General features: G+C 73.1%; 12 protein-coding genes. 8 read left to right on the forward strand and 4 right to left on the reverse strand.

All coding sequences use genetic code 11. The annotated features are described in order from the left end of the window. Positions 1-93: 93 nt before the first annotated feature. The 6 genes from scy (at position 94) to B1H29_RS11590 (ending at position 9,357) form a co-directional block, all read left to right on the forward strand. Positions 94-4,077 (forward strand): polarized growth protein Scy, encoded by a 3,984-nt coding sequence (gene scy / locus B1H29_RS11565; protein ID WP_055421903.1) that lies wholly within the window; start codon positions 94-96, stop codon positions 4,075-4,077. A gap of 206 nt (positions 4,078-4,283) precedes the next feature. Continuing rightward, complete coding sequence (locus tag B1H29_RS11570) at positions 4,284-5,219, forward strand: hypothetical protein (protein WP_055421904.1); 936 nt, start codon at positions 4,284-4,286, stop codon at positions 5,217-5,219. Positions 5,220-5,315: 96 nt separating this feature from the next. Next, positions 5,316-6,296 (forward strand): ABC transporter ATP-binding protein, encoded by a 981-nt coding sequence (locus B1H29_RS11575; protein WP_055421905.1) that lies wholly within the window; start codon positions 5,316-5,318, stop codon positions 6,294-6,296. Continuing rightward, positions 6,293-7,069, forward strand: coding sequence for an ABC transporter permease (locus B1H29_RS11580; protein WP_055421906.1), 777 nt, complete (start codon positions 6,293-6,295; stop codon positions 7,067-7,069). The genes B1H29_RS11575 and B1H29_RS11580 overlap by 4 nt, the downstream gene beginning before the upstream one ends. A 141-nt stretch (positions 7,070-7,210) precedes the next feature. Next, positions 7,211-8,491 (forward strand): ABC transporter ATP-binding protein, encoded by a 1,281-nt coding sequence (locus B1H29_RS11585; RefSeq protein WP_055421907.1) that lies wholly within the window; start codon positions 7,211-7,213, stop codon positions 8,489-8,491. After that, the gene (locus B1H29_RS11590) at positions 8,488-9,357 is read left to right on the forward strand and encodes an ABC transporter permease subunit (protein WP_055421908.1); all 870 of its coding nucleotides are present in this window, start codon (positions 8,488-8,490) and stop codon (positions 9,355-9,357) included. Before B1H29_RS11585 ends, B1H29_RS11590 begins: the two co-directional genes overlap by 4 nt. Before the next feature lie 9 nt (positions 9,358-9,366). Here the strand turns inward: B1H29_RS11590 and B1H29_RS11595 are convergent, their stop codons facing one another. After that, the gene (locus B1H29_RS11595; RefSeq protein WP_055421909.1) at positions 9,367-9,699 is read right to left on the reverse strand and encodes a hypothetical protein; all 333 of its coding nucleotides are present in this window, start codon (positions 9,697-9,699) and stop codon (positions 9,367-9,369) included. 253 nt (positions 9,700-9,952) lie between these two features. Here B1H29_RS11595 and B1H29_RS11600 point away from each other — a divergent pair, with 253 nt between their 5' ends. Further along, positions 9,953-10,981 carry an LLM class flavin-dependent oxidoreductase gene (locus B1H29_RS11600; protein WP_055421910.1) on the forward strand — a complete coding sequence of 343 codons (1,029 nt, stop codon included), beginning with the start codon at positions 9,953-9,955 and terminating at the stop codon, positions 10,979-10,981. A 78-nt stretch (positions 10,982-11,059) separates the two neighbouring features. On the opposite strand, the gene B1H29_RS11605 is transcribed toward B1H29_RS11600, so the two are convergent. After that, positions 11,060-11,452, reverse strand: coding sequence for an SCO5389 family protein (locus B1H29_RS11605; protein WP_055421911.1), 393 nt, complete (start codon positions 11,450-11,452; stop codon positions 11,060-11,062). Between the two features lie 279 nt (positions 11,453-11,731). Between B1H29_RS11605 and nucS the strand changes: the two genes are divergently transcribed. Further along, positions 11,732-12,403, forward strand: coding sequence for an endonuclease NucS (gene nucS / locus B1H29_RS11610; protein WP_053137172.1), 672 nt, complete (start codon positions 11,732-11,734; stop codon positions 12,401-12,403). A gap of 97 nt (positions 12,404-12,500) precedes the next feature. On the opposite strand, the gene B1H29_RS11615 is transcribed toward nucS, so the two are convergent. Then, on the reverse strand, positions 12,501-15,152 hold the full coding sequence (locus B1H29_RS11615) for an ATP-binding protein (RefSeq protein WP_055421912.1): 2,652 nt from the start codon (positions 15,150-15,152) through the stop codon (positions 12,501-12,503). Between the two features lie 307 nt (positions 15,153-15,459). Continuing rightward, positions 15,460-15,783, reverse strand: a complete 324-nt coding sequence (locus B1H29_RS11620) for an STAS domain-containing protein (protein WP_030187305.1) — start codon at positions 15,781-15,783, stop codon at positions 15,460-15,462. Between the last annotated feature and the right edge of the window lie 76 nt (positions 15,784-15,859).

Raw genomic sequence — 15,859 nt, forward strand, 5'->3', positions numbered from 1 at the left:
GTTGATCTGACACCATTCCCCGGGGGCCCCGTCCGGTGGACGGACGGAGCTCGTTCGGGAAGATTGCGACCAGGGGACGGATGGGACCGCGCAGTGCGGGGCTACGAGAGCCAGGAGCGAGAGCCGGCGGCTGACGTCGACCACCTCTCTCGGTTCGAGGCCGAGATGAAGCGGCTGAAGACCGAGCGGGAAAAGGCGATCCAGCACGCCGAGGACCTCGGCTACCAGGTCGAGGTGCTGCGCGCCAAGTTGCACGAGGCGCGGCGCACCATCATGTCCCGGCCCGCCTTCGACGGCGGCGACATCGGGTACCAGGCCGAGCAGTTGCTGCGCAACGCGCAGACGCAGGCCGACCAACTGCGCGCGGACGCCGAGCGGGAGCTGAGCCAGGCCCGGGCGCAGACGCAGCGCATCCTCCAGGAGCACGCCGAACAGGCCGCCCGGCTCCAGGCCGAGCTGCACCAGGAGGCGGTGACCCGGCGCCAGCAGCTCGACCAGGAGCTGGCCGAGCGCCGCCAGACCGTCGAGTCGCACGTCAACGAGAACGTGGCCTGGGCGGAGCAGCTCCGCGCCCGCACCGAGCAGCAGGCCCGCCGGCTGCTCGACGAGTCCCGCGCCGAGGCCGAGCAGGCCATGGCCGCGGCCCGCGCGGAGGCGGAGCGGCTCACCTCCGAGGCCCGCCGGCGGCTGCAGGACGACGCCGAGAGCGCGCGCACCGAGGCCGAGCAGATCCTGCGCCGCGCCCGCGCCGACGCCGAGCGGCTGCTGACCGCCGCCTCCACACAGGCGCAGGAGGCCACCGACCACGCCGAGCAGTTGCGCAGCTCCACCGCCACCGAGTCGGAGTCCACCCGCCGCCAGGTCCAGGAGCTGAGCCGGGCCGCCGAGCAGCGGATGTCCGAGGCGGAGGAGGCGCTGCGCAAGGCGCAGGCCGAGGCCGAGAAGGTGGTCGCCGAGGCCAAGGAGTCCGCGGCCAAGGCGCTCGCGAGCGCGGAGCAGACCAACGAGCAGCGCACCCGCACCGCCAAGGAGCAGGTCGCCCGGCTGGTCGGCGAGGCCACCAAGGACGCCGAGAGCACCAGGACCGAGGCCGAGCAGCTCGTCGCGGACGCCCGCGCCGAGGCCGAGAAGATCGTCGCCGAGGCCGTCGAGAAGGCCCGCACGCTCACCGCCGAGGAGTCGGCCACCCAGCTCTCCAAGGCGGCCAAGACCGCCGAGGACGTGCTGAACAAGGCGTCCGAGGACGCCAAGCGGACCACGAAGGCCGCCACCGAGGAGGCCGAGCGGATCCGCACCGAGGCCGAGGCCGAGGCGGACCGGCTGCGCGCCGAGGCGCACGACATCGCCGAACAGCTCAAGGGCGCGGCGAAGGACGACACCAAGGAGTACCGCGCCAAGACGGTCGAGCTCCAGGAGGAGGCGCGCCGGCTGCGCGGCGAGGCCGAGCAGCTCCGCTCCGACGCCGTCGCCGAGGGCGAGAAGATCCGCGCCGAGGCCCGCAAGGAGGCCGTGGCGCAGATCGAGGAGGCGGCGAAGACCGCCGAGGAGCTGCTCGCCAAGGCCAAGGCCGACGCCGACGAACTGCGCCGGACCGCGACGGCGGACAGCGAGAAGGTCCGCACCGAGGCCATCGAGCGGGCTACGACCCTGCGCCGGCAGGCCGAGGAGACCCTGGAGCGCACCCGCGCCGAGGCCGAGCGGCACCGCACGGAGGCCGCCGAGCGCGCCGAGGAGCTCCAGGCGGAGGCCGAGCGCTCCGCCCGCGAGCTGCGCGAGGAGACCGAACGCGCCGTCGAGGCCCGGCAGGCGGAGGCCGCCGACGAGCTGACGCGGCTGCACACCGAGGCCGAGGAGCGCCGCACCGCCGCCGAGCAGGCGCTGACCGAGGCCCGTGAGGAGGGCGAGCGGATCCGCCGCGAGGCCGCCGAGGAGGCCGAGCGGCTGCGCACCGAGGCGGCGGAGCGGATCCGCACGCTCCAGCAGCAGGCCGAGACGGAGGCCGAGCGGCTGCGCACCGAGGCCGCCGCGGACGCCTCCGCCTCCCGCGCGGAGGGCGAGGCCGTCGCCGTACGGCTGCGGTCGGAGGCCGCGAGCGAGGCGGAGCGGCTGAAGTCGGAGGCGCAGGAGAGCGCCGACCGGGTGCGGGCGGAGGCGCAGACCGCCGCCGAGCGCATCGCCGCCGAGGCGTCGGAGGCACTGGCCGCCGCCCAGGAGGAGGCCGCCCGGCGCCGCCGCGAGGCCGAGGAAACGCTCGGCTCCGCCCGGCAGGAGGCGGACCAGGAGCGCGAACGGGCCCGCGAGCAGAGCGAGGAGCTGCTGGCCTCGGCGCGCAACCGCGTGGAGGAGGCGCAGGCCGAGGCGACCCGGCTGGTCGAGGAGGCCGACCGGCGCGCCACCGAGATGGTGTCGGCCGCCGAGCAGCACGCGACGCAGGTGCGGGAATCGGTCGCCGGGCTGCACGAACAGGCCCAGGAGGAGATCACCGGACTGCGCAGCGCCGCCGAGCACGCGGCGGAGCGCACCCGGCGCGAGGCCGAGGAGGAGGCGGACCGGGTCCGCGCCGACGCCTACGCGGAGCGGGAGCGGGCGAGCGAGGACGCCGGGCGGCTGCGGCGCGAGGCGCAGGAGGAGACGGAGGCCGCCAAGGCGCTGGCCGAGCGGACGGTGTCCGAGGCCATCACGGAGGCCGACCGGATCCGTTCGGACGTCTCCGAGCACGCCCAGCGGGTGCGCACGGAGGCCTCCGACACCATCGCCGAGGCCGAGCAGTCCGCGGCGCGTACCCGGGCGGACGCCCGCGAGGACGCGAACCGCATCCGGTCCGACGCGGCGACGCAGGCGGACACCCTGATCACCGAGGCGCGCTCCGAGGCCGAGCGGCTCACCGTGGAGACGGCGGCCGAGACCGACCGGATCCGCACGGAGACGGTCGCCGAGGCGGAGCGCGTCCGCACCGAGGCGGCGACCGAGGCCGAGCGCGTCCGCACCGAGGCGGCCGGCGAGGCGGAGCGGCTGCGGACCGAGACGGTCGCGGAGGCCGAGCGGGTCCGCGCCGAGGCCACCGCCCGGGCCGAGCAGTTGGTCTCGGACGCCGCCGGGGAGGCGGAGCGGCTGCGCACCGAGGCCGCCGAGACGGTCGGCTCCGCCCAGCAGCACGCCGAGCGCGTGCGCACCGAGGCGGAGCGCGTCCAGGCCGAGGCGGCGGCGGAGGCCGAGCGGGTCACCGCGGCCGCCCGCGAGGAGGCCGAGCGCACCCTCGACGAGGCCCGCAGGGACGCCAACAAGCGGCGCTCGGAGGCGGCCGAGCAGGTCGACACGCTCATCACCGAGACCACGGCCGAGGCCGACAAGCTGCTCACCGAGGCCCAGCAGCAGGCCCAGAAGACCACCGCGGACGCCGAGTCGCAGGCCGACACGATGGTCGGCGCGGCCCGCACGGAGGCCGACCGGATCGTCTCGGAGGCGACGGTCGAGGGCAACACCCGGGTGGAGAAGGCCCGTACGGACGCGGACGAGCTGCTGGTCGGCGCCCGCCGGGACGCGACCGCCGTGAGGGAGCGCGCGGAGGAGCTGCGCCAGCGGCTCACCTCCGAGATCGAGGAGCTGCACGAGCGGGCCCGCCGTGAGGCCGCCGAGACGATGAAGTCGGCCGGCGACCGCTGCGACGCGCTCGTCAAGGCCGCCGAGGAGCAGCTCGCCAAGGCGGAGGCGAAGGCCAAGGAGCTGGTGTCGGAGGCCAACTCCGAGGCCGGCAAGGTGCGCATCGCCGCCGTCAAGAAGGCGGAGGGGCTGCTCAAGGAGGCCGAGCAGAAGAAGGCCACGCTGGTCCGGGAGGCCGAGGAGCTCAAGGCCGAGGCGGTCCGCGAGGCCCGCCGCACGGTCGACGAGGGCAAGCGGGAGCTGGAGATCCTGGTGCGGCGCCGCGAGGACATCAACGCCGAGATCTCCCGCGTGCAGGACGTGCTGGAGGCGCTGGAGTCCTTCGAGGCGCCGACGGGTGGCGGCAAGGACAACGGGGTCAAGGCCGGGGCCACGGTGGGAGCCCCACGTTCGGGTGGCAAGTCGTCAGACGGCTAGCCTTCGGGGCGGATCGGGTGTCTGCTGGAGACCTTTGGCCGGAGTCCTGACGGACCCTTGACCAGAACTTTGGCAAGCCATCCGTGGGTCAGCCACCCAAAAGAGGTGTCATTCTCCGTATCAAACGTGCATCCGCTCGATGACACACCGCATTGGCGCCTAGGATTCCCCCTATCACCTCACCGGTCTCTTTCGACAGGAACCCCATGAGCGACACTTCCCCCTACGGCTTCGAGCTTGTGCGGCGTGGGTACGACCGCGCTCAGGTGGACGAACGTATCTCCAAGCTCGTCTCCGACCGTGACAGCGCTCTCGCCCGCATCACCGCTCTGGAAAAGCGCATCGAGGAGCTCCACCTCGAGACCCAGAACGCCCAGGCCCAGGTCAACGACGCCGAGCCGTCGTACGCCGGTCTCGGCGCCCGGGTCGAGAAGATCCTGCGTCTCGCCGAGGAAGAGGCGAAGGACCTGCGCGAGGAGGCCCGGCGCGCCGCCGAGCAGCACCGCGAGCTCGCCGAGTCGGCGGCCCAGCAGGTGCGCAACGACGCGGAGTCGTACGCCTCCGAGCGCAAGGCCAAGGCCGAGGACGAGGGCGTCCGGATCGTCGAGAAGGCCAAGACCGACGCCTCGCAGCTCCGTTCCGAGGCGCAGAAGGACGCGCAGTCCAAGCGCGAGGAGGCGGACGCCCTCTTCGAGGAGACCCGCGCGAAGGCCGCGCAGGCCGCCGCCGACTTCGAGACGAACCTCGCCAAGCGCCGCGAGCAGTCCGAGCGCGACCTGGCCTCCCGTCAGGCCAAGGCCGAAAAGCGCCTCGCGGAGATCGAGCACCGCGCGGAGCAGCTCCGTCTGGAGGCGGAGAAGCTGCGCACGGACGCCGAGCGCCGCGCCCGCCAGACCGTCGAGACGGCGCAGCGCCAGGCCGAGGACATCGTGGCCGACGCCAACGCCAAGGCGGACCGGATCCGTTCGGAATCGGAGCGCGAGCTCGCGGCCCTCACCAACCGCCGCGACTCCATCAACGCGCAGCTCACCAACGTGCGCGAGATGCTGGCGACCCTCACGGGCGCCGCGGTGGCCGCGGCCGGTACGCCGGCCGAGGACGAGCCCGTCTCCCGCGGCGTGCCGGCCCAGCAGTCCCGCTGACACGGGGCGTACGCCGGCCGAACGCGTAGGGAACAAGTACGAAGCCTTCTGTCACTGGGGTGGCAGAGGGCTTCGTCACGTTCTAGCGTGGGCGCCATGATCGAGCTCGAGGGGCTGACCAAGCGGTACGGCGAGAAGGTGGCGGTCAACAATCTCTCGTTCACCGTCAGACCCGGCATCATCACGGGCTTCCTCGGCCCCAACGGCGCGGGCAAGTCGACCACCATGCGGATGGTGCTGGGCCTGGACCGACCCACCGCCGGGGACGTCCGGATCGACGGCAAGCACTACGACCAGCTCAAGGACCCGCTGACGTACATCGGCGCGCTGCTGGAGGCCAAGGCCTGGCACGGCGGGCGCAGCGCCTACAACCACCTGCTGTGCCTCGCGCAGAGCAACGGCATTCCGGCGAGCCGGGTGCGCGAGGTGCTGGACACGGTCGGGCTCTCGGCGGTCGCCCGGAAGAAGACCAAGGGCTTCTCCCTCGGCATGGGCCAGCGGCTCGGCATCGCCGGAGCGCTGCTCGGCGACCCGCGGATCCTGATGTTCGACGAGCCGGTCAACGGCCTCGACCCCGAGGGCATCCACTGGATCCGCAATCTGATGAAGACGCTGGCCTCCCAGGGCCGCACGGTCTTCGTCTCCTCCCACCTGATGAGCGAGATGGCGCTGACGGCGGACCACCTGGTGGTCATCGGCCAGGGCAGGCTGCTGGCGGACACCTCGATGGCCGAGTTCATCGCGGAGAACTCGCGCAGCTACGTCCGCATCCGCACCCCGCAGCGCGAACGGCTGCTCGACGTGCTGCACGGCGACGGCATCACGGTCGTCGAGACCGGCGCCGAGGCTCTGGAGGTGGACGGCGACAAGTCCGAGGCCATCGGCGAGCTGGCGGCGCGGCACCAGATCGTGCTGCACGAACTGAGCCCGCAGCGGGCCTCGCTGGAGGAGGCGTTCATGCAGCTCACCGCCGAGTCCGTGGAGTACCACGCGCACGACGGGCAGCCGCCCGGTCCGGTGCCACCGCAACAGGCGCAGCGGCAACAGCAGTGGGGCAGCGACTGGAGGAAGGGATGAGCATGGCGGCGACACAGGCCGTACGGTCCGAGTGGACCAAGATCCGGTCGGTCGCGTCCACGGTGTGGACGCTGGGCCTCGCCGTGGTCGTCACCATCGCCCTGGGCATGCTGATCTCGGCGCTGTCGAAGAGCGAGTTCGGCAACATGAGCGAGCGGGACCAGCTCACCTTCGACCCGACCTTCATCAGCTTCGCCGGGACGAGCCTCGGCCAACTGGCGATGATCGTGTTCGGGGTACTGGTCGTGGCGAACGAGTACAGCTCCGGCATGATCCGCACCTCGCTGGCGGCCGTGCCGCAGCGCGGCACGTTCCTGTTCAGCAAGATCGCGGTGGCCACCGCCCTCGCCCTCGTCGTGAGCATGGTCACCAGCTTCGCCACCTTCTTCCTCGGACAGGCGATGCTCGGCGACCTCAAGGCGTCGATCGGCGATCCGGGCGTGCTGCGCGCGGTCATCGGCGGCGGCCTGTACATGACCCTCATCGCGATGTTCTCGATGGGCGTCGCCGCGATGCTGCGCTCACCGATGCTGTCGCTGGGCATCCTGATGCCGTTCTTCTTCCTGATCTCCAACATCCTGGGCAACGTCCCGGCGACGGAGAAGGTCGGCAGGTTCCTGCCCGACCAGGCCGGCAGCAAGATCATGCAGGTGGTCGCGCCGATCGACGACGACGTCCCCTACGGCCCCTGGGGCGGCCTCGGGATCATGGCGCTGTGGGTGATCGCGGCCCTCGTCGGCGGGTACGTTGTGCTGAAGAAGCGGGACGCCTGAGGACCGGGCAGACGCTGGAAGGGTTCCGTCCGTGCCCGGATTTTGCCCGGGCTTGAACGGAACCGTCAGCGCCTCGATATCCTCCTAACCCTTACGGGGGCGTGTGCCCTGCTGTCCTGAACCTTCCGATGGGTGCGGAGCATGATCGAGGCTGTCGGCCTGACCAAGCGCTACGGCGACAAGACCGCTGTGTACAACCTCTCCTTCCAGGTGCGGCCCGGCGCCGTCACCGGCTTCCTCGGGCCCAACGGCTCGGGCAAGTCGACGACGATGCGCATGATCCTCGGCCTGGACAACCCCACCGCCGGGCACGTGACCATCGGCGGCCACCCCTACCGCAAGCTGCCCAACGCCCCCCGTCAGGTCGGCGCGCTGCTCGACGCCAAGGCGGTGCACGGCGGCCGGGCCGCCCGCAACCACCTGCTGAGCCTGGCCCAACTGTCGGGCATCCCGGCCCGGCGCGTGGACGAGGTGCTCGGCGTGGTCGGCCTCCAGGACGTGGCCCGGCGGCGTTCCAAGGGCTTCTCCCTCGGCATGGGCCAGCGGCTCGGCATCGCCGCCGCGCTGCTCGGCGACCCCCAGGTGCTGCTGTTCGACGAGCCGGTCAACGGCCTCGACCCCGAGGGCATCCACTGGGTGCGCAATCTGATGAAGGCGCTCGCGGCGGAGGGCCGTACCGTCTTCGTCTCCTCGCACCTGATGAGCGAGATGGCGCTGACCGCCGACCACCTGATCGTCATCGGGCGCGGCCAGTTGCTCTCCGACATGAGCGTGAAGGACTTCATCTCGGCCAACTCCGCCGACTTCGCGCGCGTGCGGACGCCGGAAGGCGAGCCGCAGTTGCGCGAGAAGCTGACGTCCGCGCTGACCGAGGCGGGCGGGCACGTGATGTCCGAGCAGGACGGCGCGCTGCGGGTGACCGGGCTGGCGCTCCCCCGGATCAGCGACATCGCGCACGGCAGCGACGTACGGCTGTGGGAGCTGTCGCCGCACCAGGCCTCGCTCGAGGAGGCCTACATGCGGATGACCCAGGGCGCCGTCGACTACCGGTCGACCGCCGACCAGAAGGCCGGGCTCCAGCAGCCGCTGCCGCCCGGCGCGCAGCCTCCGATGCCGGTGCCCGGACAGGGCCAGCCCGGCTGGTACGCCCCACCGCCGCCGCAGCAGGGCGGTCAGCCCTTCCCGGCGCCGCAGGGCGCTCCCCAGGGCGCGCCGGGCCGGGCCCCGGCGGGACCGTACGGAGCCCCGGCCGCGCCCGCCGCGGTGCCGGGCGGTCAGTCCGCCAACCCGTACGCGGCGCAGCAGGCCCCGCACGCTCCGCAGGCCCCGGCCCAGGCGCCCACGCCGCCCGGGGCCGCCCCCTCGCCCACTTCCGCCCCCGCGCCCGTCACCGAACCGACCAAGCCCGAGGACGCCCGATGAGCACGCCCCAGCCCCCGACGCAGCAGGCCGCACCCGACTGGCGGGCGGCGCCCGGGTCGCCGTACCCGACCTACACGTCGCCGATCCCGGTGGTGCGCACCCACCTCGGGCACGCGCTCGCGTCCGAGTGGACGAAGATCAAGTCGGTGCGCTCGACGATGTGGACGCTGGGCGTGTTCGTCCTGCTGGTCGTCGGTATCGGCCTGCTCACCGGCCTGGTGGTGGCGAGCTCCTCGTCCGACCTGGCCGGCGAGAGCGCGCTGGCTCTCGGCTTCTTCGGCCTGCTGCTCGGCAGCATCTGCGTCATCACCCTGGGCGTGCTGACCACCGCCTCGGAGTACGGCACGGGCATGGTGCGGACGACGATGACCGCATGCCCCAGCCGCGGCCGCGTCCTCGCCGCCAAGGGAATCGTGTTCTTCCTGGTGGCCTTCGTGGTGACGCTGGTGTCCGTCTCGCTCGTCGGCCTGCTGCACGTGGCGCTGCTGGAGGGCAACGGCGCCTCGGAGCCCACCGGCGGGGAGTGGTTGAAGGGCACCGTCGGTGTCTCCCTCTACGTGGCGCTGCTCGGGCTGCTCTCGCTGGCCATCGGCTCGGTCATCCGCCACTCGGCGGGCGCCATCACGATCATGATCGGGGCGCTGCTCGCACCTCTGGTGATCGCGCTGTTCATGTTCTCGGATTCGCTGAGGGACGTGCAGCAGGCCCTGTTCGAGTACTCGATCCCCAACCAGATGAGCATCTTCTACGCCAACTCGCTCAGCGAGTCCGGCCCGTCCGGCTGGGACCCGCTGTGGATCATGCTGGGCGTGACGGCCGCCGCGTTCGCCGGCGCCTTCGCGCTGCTGGAGAAGCGGGACGTCTGACCCGCGCGGTCAGAACCTCGGCGCGTTACGGGACCGCTGCACCCGCGTGGTGCGGCGGTCCTTCGCGTGCCAGCAGGACTTGTGCCAGTGCCGGCGCTCGTCGACGCCCGAGTGCGCGGGCCAGGCCACCACGTGCGGGACACCGTCCGGAATGAGCTGGTCGCAGCCCGGGCAGCGGTACGACTTCCCCTGCGCGCTCGCGCCCGCCACGTGCCGTACGCTCCAGTCGTCGCCCTGCCAGCTCTCCGACGACTGCCAGCCGCCGTAGCGGGCGGAGCCGTCGTCCTCGGCGCTCCGGCCGGACGAACCGGCTCCCTTGGGTCGGTTGCGACGCGGGGACACAGGACACCTCACGGAGCTATACAGGGAATACGGCTGGCGTCCAGCCTACGCGGCACGGACTGGGGTACACGTACGCCGCCGACCGCCGCGACGCGTCCGTGCGGAGCTGTCGCGGGGCCGTCGAGGCCCCTCCACAACGGCCGATTCTGCAGACAATCCGCAAATCCCTCCGCCCAACCGTGACCTCGGCACGTGTCAGACGGTTATGCCCGGTGGGGGAGCTCCGTGTCGGAGCCGAGGAAGCAGGAAAGCGATGCGCGTAGGAAGTTTCGTGTTGGGCGCCCAGTTCCCGGGCCAGGGCCAGGGAGAGGCGCTGCACCGCGCGGTCCGCTCGGCCGAGGTCGCCGAGGAGGCGGGGCTCGACGCGGTCTGGCTGGCCGAGCACCACTTCGTGCCGTACGGCACATGTCCGTCGGCCGTCACGCTGGCCGCGCTGCTGCTGGGCCGTACCCGTCGCATCCGGGTGGGCACCGCGGTCAGCGTGCTGCCCACCGTCCACCCGGTGACGCTCGGCGAGCAGGCCGCGCTGCTGCACGTCACCAGCGGCGGCCGGTTCTCTCTGGGTGTGGGCCGGGGTGGTCCGTGGGTGGACCTGGAGGTGTTCGGCGCGGGCCTGGAGGCGTACGAGAAGGGCTTCCCCGAGTCACTCGATCTGCTGGTGCGCTGGCTGCGCGAACCGGCCGTCGGCGCCTCGGGCGAACGCTTCCGGTTCCGCGAGGTGCCCGTCGTCCCGCGCCCGTCGGAGTCCCTCACGGAGGGCGCGGGCCCCGAGGTCGTCGTCGCCTGCACCTCCCCGGCGAGCGTGCGCATGGCGGCCGAGCGCGGGCTGCCGATGCTGCTCGGGATGCACGCCGGGGACGAGGAGAAGGCCGAGATGGTCGCCCTGTGGCGGCAGCACGCCCGCGCGGCCGGACACCCGGCGGCACAGATCCACGGCGCGGCCCATGTCTCGGCCGGCGTCTGCCAGATCGCGGACCGGCGCGTCGACGCGGCGGAGACCCTGCTCAAGGCGATGCCGGGCTGGCTGCGCCAGGGGCTGGGGGCCCATGTCACGGTGGACGGCCGCACCCGGCGGATGCGCGACCCGCACGCGTACACCGAACTGCTCTGCGGACTGCACCCGGTGGGGTCGCCCCGGCTCTGCGCGGACCGGCTCGCGGCGACCGGCGAGCGGACCGGCATCAGCCGCTTCGCCCTGCTCGTCGAGGGGTCCGGTGACCTCGCGGCGACCGAGGAGAACGTACGGCGGCTCGGGTCCGAGGTACTCCCCCAACTCCGCTGAGCAGGTGGGCGGGAGCTTGCCGCTCCGGTACAGAACTGCACCTCCCGCGTACGGAACGGCAAGCGGACGACCGTGAGGTCAGCAGTCGCGGAACTCGGGCGACTGGTTCAGGACCTGGCTGCGCACCGAGGTGAAGCGGGTCAGCTTCTCGTCGACGGAGGAGTCCAACGGGAACACCGCCACCCGGTGGCAGTTCTGGAAAGCCAGCCGCACACCGAAGTGCCGCTGCAGTGCACCGCGTATGGCGTCACTCGCGAGCGCACGCAGTAGCTGACCGCGCGCCTGCTCGTCCGGCGGGGGCGTCTGGTTGTCGGCGAACGCTCCGCCGTCGACCTTCAGCTGTGCCACCAGGGAGCTGACCATCTCCCACGCGTAAGGCAGGGAAGTCCGGACGCAGTCGACGAAGGCTGCTTCGTCGACCTCGCCTCGCTCGGCCTGTTCGAGTAGGGCCGGTGAGACGTCGAGCGACATGGGTTCTCCTCTCGCACCCCCGACTGGCAGGGGTTGCCGGACAGTTGAGGGGAGGGCGATTGTGAACACGCTGCGTACACACCTCGCGACCTCCCGTTCAATACCGTAAGCAACCGATCGTGACCGCACCAGGAGAATGCCCAGATGGGCACCATCCCGTAGGCACACAATCGGCCAGTGCGTAAGGTGGGGCCAATGGGAGAAGTGGGACAGCGTCCGGAGCCGTCCCGGCACGGGCGAATCGCGTAGGGCCGGGGGCGTCGAGTAGCGTTGCCGACCATGCGTCTCGTCATTGCCCGCTGCTCCGTCGACTACGCCGGACGGCTCACCGCCCACCTGCCCTCGGCCCCCCGGCTGATCCTGGTCAAGGCGGACGGCAGCGTCTCGATCCACGCCGACGACCGGGCCTACAAGCCCCTCAACTGGATGTCGCCGCCCTGCACCCTGAAGGAGGGCACGGGCGAGGAGGAGGGCGTCTGGACCGTCGTCAACAAGGCGGGCGAGAAGCTCATCATCACGATGGAGGAGATCCTCCACGACTCCTCGCACGAACTGGGCGTGGACCCCGGCCTGATCAAGGACGGCGTGGAAGCGCACCTCCAGGAGCTGCTCGCCGACCGTATCGAGACCCTCGGCGAGGGCTACACCCTCATCCGCCGCGAGTACATGACCGCCATCGGCCCCGTCGACATCCTGTGCCGGGACGCCGAGGGCCGGACCGTCGCGGTCGAGATCAAGCGGCGCGGCGAGATCGACGGCGTGGAGCAGCTCACGCGCTACCTGGAGCTGCTGAACCGCGATCCCCATCTCGCCCCGGTGCGCGGCGTCTTCGCCGCCCAGGAGATCAAGCCGCAGGCCCGGGTGCTCGCCACGGACCGCGGCATCGGCTGCCAGGTGCTGGACTACAACGCCATGCGCGGCATCGAGGACGACAAGCTGCGGTTGTTCTGAGCGGACGTCACGTACGACGTGCGGGAGGGCCGGGTCCGGGTGGCGGACCCGGCCCTCCCGTGCTGTCCCGTGCCGTTCCGGGACGCCGTCCGGAGCGTCAGATGATCTGACCCGTCGCCGGGCCCGGACCGCTCGGCGTCCCCGGGCCCGTGCCGCCGGTCGCGGTGCTGCTCTGCGAGGCGGTCGCGGTGCCGGCCGGGGAGCTGGCGGTGGTGGGAGTGCCGGGGCCGGTGGCGCTGTTGGACGTCTCCGGGGTCGACGGCGAGGTGGTCTGGCTCTCGGTGGGGCTGGGACCGGTGGGCCCGCCCGTCGGCGTGGTGGGGTCGGGATCCGGCTCGGTGTCGGTGGGATCCGGCGTGGACGGGTCCGGCGGCGGCTCGCTGGACGTGGGCGGCCTGGACGACGAGGGCGGGTCCTGTGGCTCGTCCGAGTCGCCCGGACCCGGTGAGCTCGGGTCCTCGGGCTCGCCCGAGCCGCTCGCGTCGTCCGACGGGCTCGCCGACGCGCTCGGCGTCGGGTCGTCCGACGTGCCGAGGGTGCCGTCCGGGCCGGGGTCGGTGGGCGAGGCGGTGTCCCCCGGGTTCGCGTCGTCCTCGGACGGCCGGTCCGCGCCGAGGCTGCCGTCGTCGATGCCCTGACTGGCCGACGGGTTGACGCCGACCTGGTCGGAGGGATCGCCGGCGTCGTTCTCCGACGTGGCGCCGAGGGTCACCACCGTGCCGAGCACGGCGACGAGCAGCGCGCCCGCTCCGGCGGCCACCAGATTGCGCCGCGCGAAGCCCTTGATGCCGACGCCCGCCTTCGGGGACGGCCCGGGGGCCGGCTCCCGGCTGGTGACCAGGGTCGGCGCCTGCGGAGACGGCTGCAGCGGCGGGAAGGGCGAGGGTACGCCCGCGGGCGGCGACGCCGACTCCTCGTTCCGGGCGTCGGGCACCTCCTCCCCCGCGGTCGGGCCGAGGTCGGCACCGGCGGCGCCGAGTCCGGCGGCGGCCCCGGCGGCACCGAAGGCGCCCGCCCCCGTACCGAGGCCGGGCGTGTCCCCGGTCCGGTCGGCGACCAGCGCGAGGGCACGGCGGCCCGCGACGGCGCCGCGCTTGTCGGACAGCGCGCCGCGCAGCCCGATGGACGCCTCCAGCTCGGCGCGGGCCCGGTCGAGCTGTCCCCCGCACAGCGCGAGGACGCCCAGCTCGTGGTGGAAGTAGGCCTGTTCCGCGACGTCACCGGCGAGCCGGGAGGCCTCGGTGCCCGAGCGCAGCGCCCGCTCCCAGGCGCTCCAGTGCAGGCCGGCGGCGAACGCGGGCGCCGCGGTGCGGGCCAGCTCGACGGCGGGGCTCTCCTCGTCGTCCGCGGGCGGGGTCGTCGCCGGCACCAGCACGGCGAGGGCGGCCAGCACGGCGTCGGCCTCGGCGCAGACCCGCTCCGGGGTCACCGAGGGGTGCCCGGCCCACCAGGCGTAGTGCTGGGCGGCGGCCAGCGCCCTCTCCCGTACGTCGTCGGCGTATCCGGCGCTCTCCAACTGGGTGAGCACACCGGCGGCGAGCCGGTAGCGGGAGCCGACCGGCGAGACCAGTCCGCAGTCGGTCAGCTCGCCGAGGGCGGCGTCCGCGTGGGTGTCGCCGACCAGGGCGGGCAGATGCGCCTGGTGCGGCACCTCGCCGCCGAGCGCGACGGCGAACTCCAGGGTGGTGCGGGCGGAGGCGCTCAGCCGGGAGGCGAGCAGCGGGGCGGGCGCGGCGGCCTCACCGAGGGACGGCAGGGGTACGTCGTCGGCCTCGGCGGCGTCGTAGGGCGTGTCGTCGGCCGGGCGGGCGTCGACGAAGACACCGAACTCGTCGACGGCGTCGGCACCGGCCCGCTGGCGGTCGCGCCGGCGCAGCAGGGCGCCGGCCTGGACGAAGCGCAGCGGCAGGCCCTCGGACTCGAACCAGAGGTCGCCGGCCCAGTTGGCCTCCTCCTCGGTGAGGGTGCGGCCCGCGGCGCGCTCCAGCAGCTCCACGCCGTCCGAGCGGTCCAGGCCGGTGAGGAAGACCTCCTCGACGGCCGAGTCCGCCAAGGGCGCGGGCACGTCCGGGGTGGCGCCGATGAGCCACGCGCACTCGGGGGTGGCGTCCAGCAGTTCGTCGAGGGCGGTGCCGCCGAACTCGACGTCGTCCAGGACGACGACCGCGCCGACCTCCCGGAGCCGGCCGAGCAGTGCGTCACGCTCCGGGCGGTGCAGGGGCGCGCGGTGGACGGCGTAGAAGAGGTCGTGGAGCAGGTCGTCGGCGGTGCGGTGGAAGCCGCTGAGCCGGACGACGCCGTCGGGTGCGAGGCCCGCGCAGTCCTCGGCGACGACGTCGAGGAGGCTGGTGCGGCCGGAACCGGCGGGGCCGGTGAGGCGGACGGAGCGGCCCCGGGCCAGCAGCCGCACGAGACGTTCGCGTTCGTCCTCGCGGGCCAGCAGGCCCAGTACGGTCCGCATGGGCCCCGGCGGGACGGGCGGCCGCGCGGCGCGCTCCGCCTCGGCGCGTTCGGCCGCGGTGAGCTTCTCGGGCCGGGCGGGCCGCTCCGCGGGCGGGCAGAGTTCGATCTCGCTGCCGTCGACGGGGTTGACGGTGAGCAGGAAGTCGCCGGACACGAGCTGCACCGTGCGGGCGAGCGCGGGCTGTCCGAAGTCGGAGGTGAGGGAGTCCCTGGGCGGGCGCGGGCGCGGCGCCTGGTGGTCGCCGTCTTGGCCGTGCTCCTCGGGTCCCCGGTTGTTCGGGTCCATAGGTTCAAGCCCCCCAAAAGCGTCGTGTGCAGGGCCCCGGTCGGGACCACCCTCTCCCGGCCTTGCCGCACACCGCGCTGTCGCTTCTGGTCCGGGCCCGCCAGTGGGTTCACAAGGTGGCGGGCAGCCAGACCCTAAACCTTCGCTCAGTATCTCCGACAGTCCGGGGTACCGTCCCGTCCGAGACGTCACGGTCTCGTGAGGATTGCGTGCGTCGGGCGTTTCGCCGAGGGGTGTCCGGGTCTCCCCGGCCCCGACCGGCCGCACCGGCACGCGGTGTCACACCTTGGGCGTTCCGCCCCGGGCGTCACACCCTGGGCAGGGTCTCCACGCCGATGCCGCCCTCGATGGCCAGGATCCGGTGCAGCCGGGTGGCCACCAGCAGGCGCTGCATCTGCGGTGGTACGTCGCGCAGCACCAGCCGCCGGCCACAGCGGCCGGCCCGCCGGTGGGCCCCCATGATCACGCCGAGTCCGGTGGCGTCCCAGGAGTCCAGTTCGGACAGGTCCAGCACCAGGTCGCCGACTCCGTCGTCGACGGCCGAGTGCAGGACCGTACGGGCGTCCGCCGCGCTGCGGACGTCGAGGCGGCCCCCGACGACCAGCTCGACGTGGTCGCCCCTGATGTGCATATGCGCTCCCCGGCGTGCGTCTTTGTCGTCTCTTCGATTCTTCGGTTCTTCGGCTCTTCGGTTCGCTGTGGTCTCT

This window comes from Streptomyces pactum, assembly GCF_002005225.1.
In the GTDB taxonomy this organism is placed as follows: Bacteria; Actinomycetota; Actinomycetes; order Streptomycetales; family Streptomycetaceae; genus Streptomyces; species Streptomyces pactum_A.

Bases quoted from the DNA above. Each gene is read 5' to 3' on its own strand.
- B1H29_RS11570 (WP_055421904.1), top strand. From the start codon at position 4,284: ATGAGCGACACTTCCCCCTACGGCTTCGAGCTTGTGCGGCGTGGGTAC.
- B1H29_RS11575 (WP_055421905.1), top strand. From the start codon at position 5,316: ATGATCGAGCTCGAGGGGCTGACCAAGCGGTACGGCGAGAAGGTGGCG.
- B1H29_RS11580 (WP_055421906.1), top strand. From the start codon at position 6,293: ATGAGCATGGCGGCGACACAGGCCGTACGGTCCGAGTGGACCAAGATC.
- B1H29_RS11585 (WP_055421907.1), top strand. From the start codon at position 7,211: ATGATCGAGGCTGTCGGCCTGACCAAGCGCTACGGCGACAAGACCGCT.
- B1H29_RS11590 (WP_055421908.1), top strand. From the start codon at position 8,488: ATGAGCACGCCCCAGCCCCCGACGCAGCAGGCCGCACCCGACTGGCGG.
- B1H29_RS11600 (WP_055421910.1), top strand. From the start codon at position 9,953: ATGCGCGTAGGAAGTTTCGTGTTGGGCGCCCAGTTCCCGGGCCAGGGC.
- B1H29_RS11605 (WP_055421911.1), bottom strand. From the start codon at position 11,452: ATGTCGCTCGACGTCTCACCGGCCCTACTCGAACAGGCCGAGCGAGGC.
- nucS (WP_053137172.1), top strand. From the start codon at position 11,732: ATGCGTCTCGTCATTGCCCGCTGCTCCGTCGACTACGCCGGACGGCTC.
- B1H29_RS11615 (WP_055421912.1), bottom strand. From the start codon at position 15,152: ATGGACCCGAACAACCGGGGACCCGAGGAGCACGGCCAAGACGGCGAC.
- B1H29_RS11620 (WP_030187305.1), bottom strand. From the start codon at position 15,783: ATGCACATCAGGGGCGACCACGTCGAGCTGGTCGTCGGGGGCCGCCTC.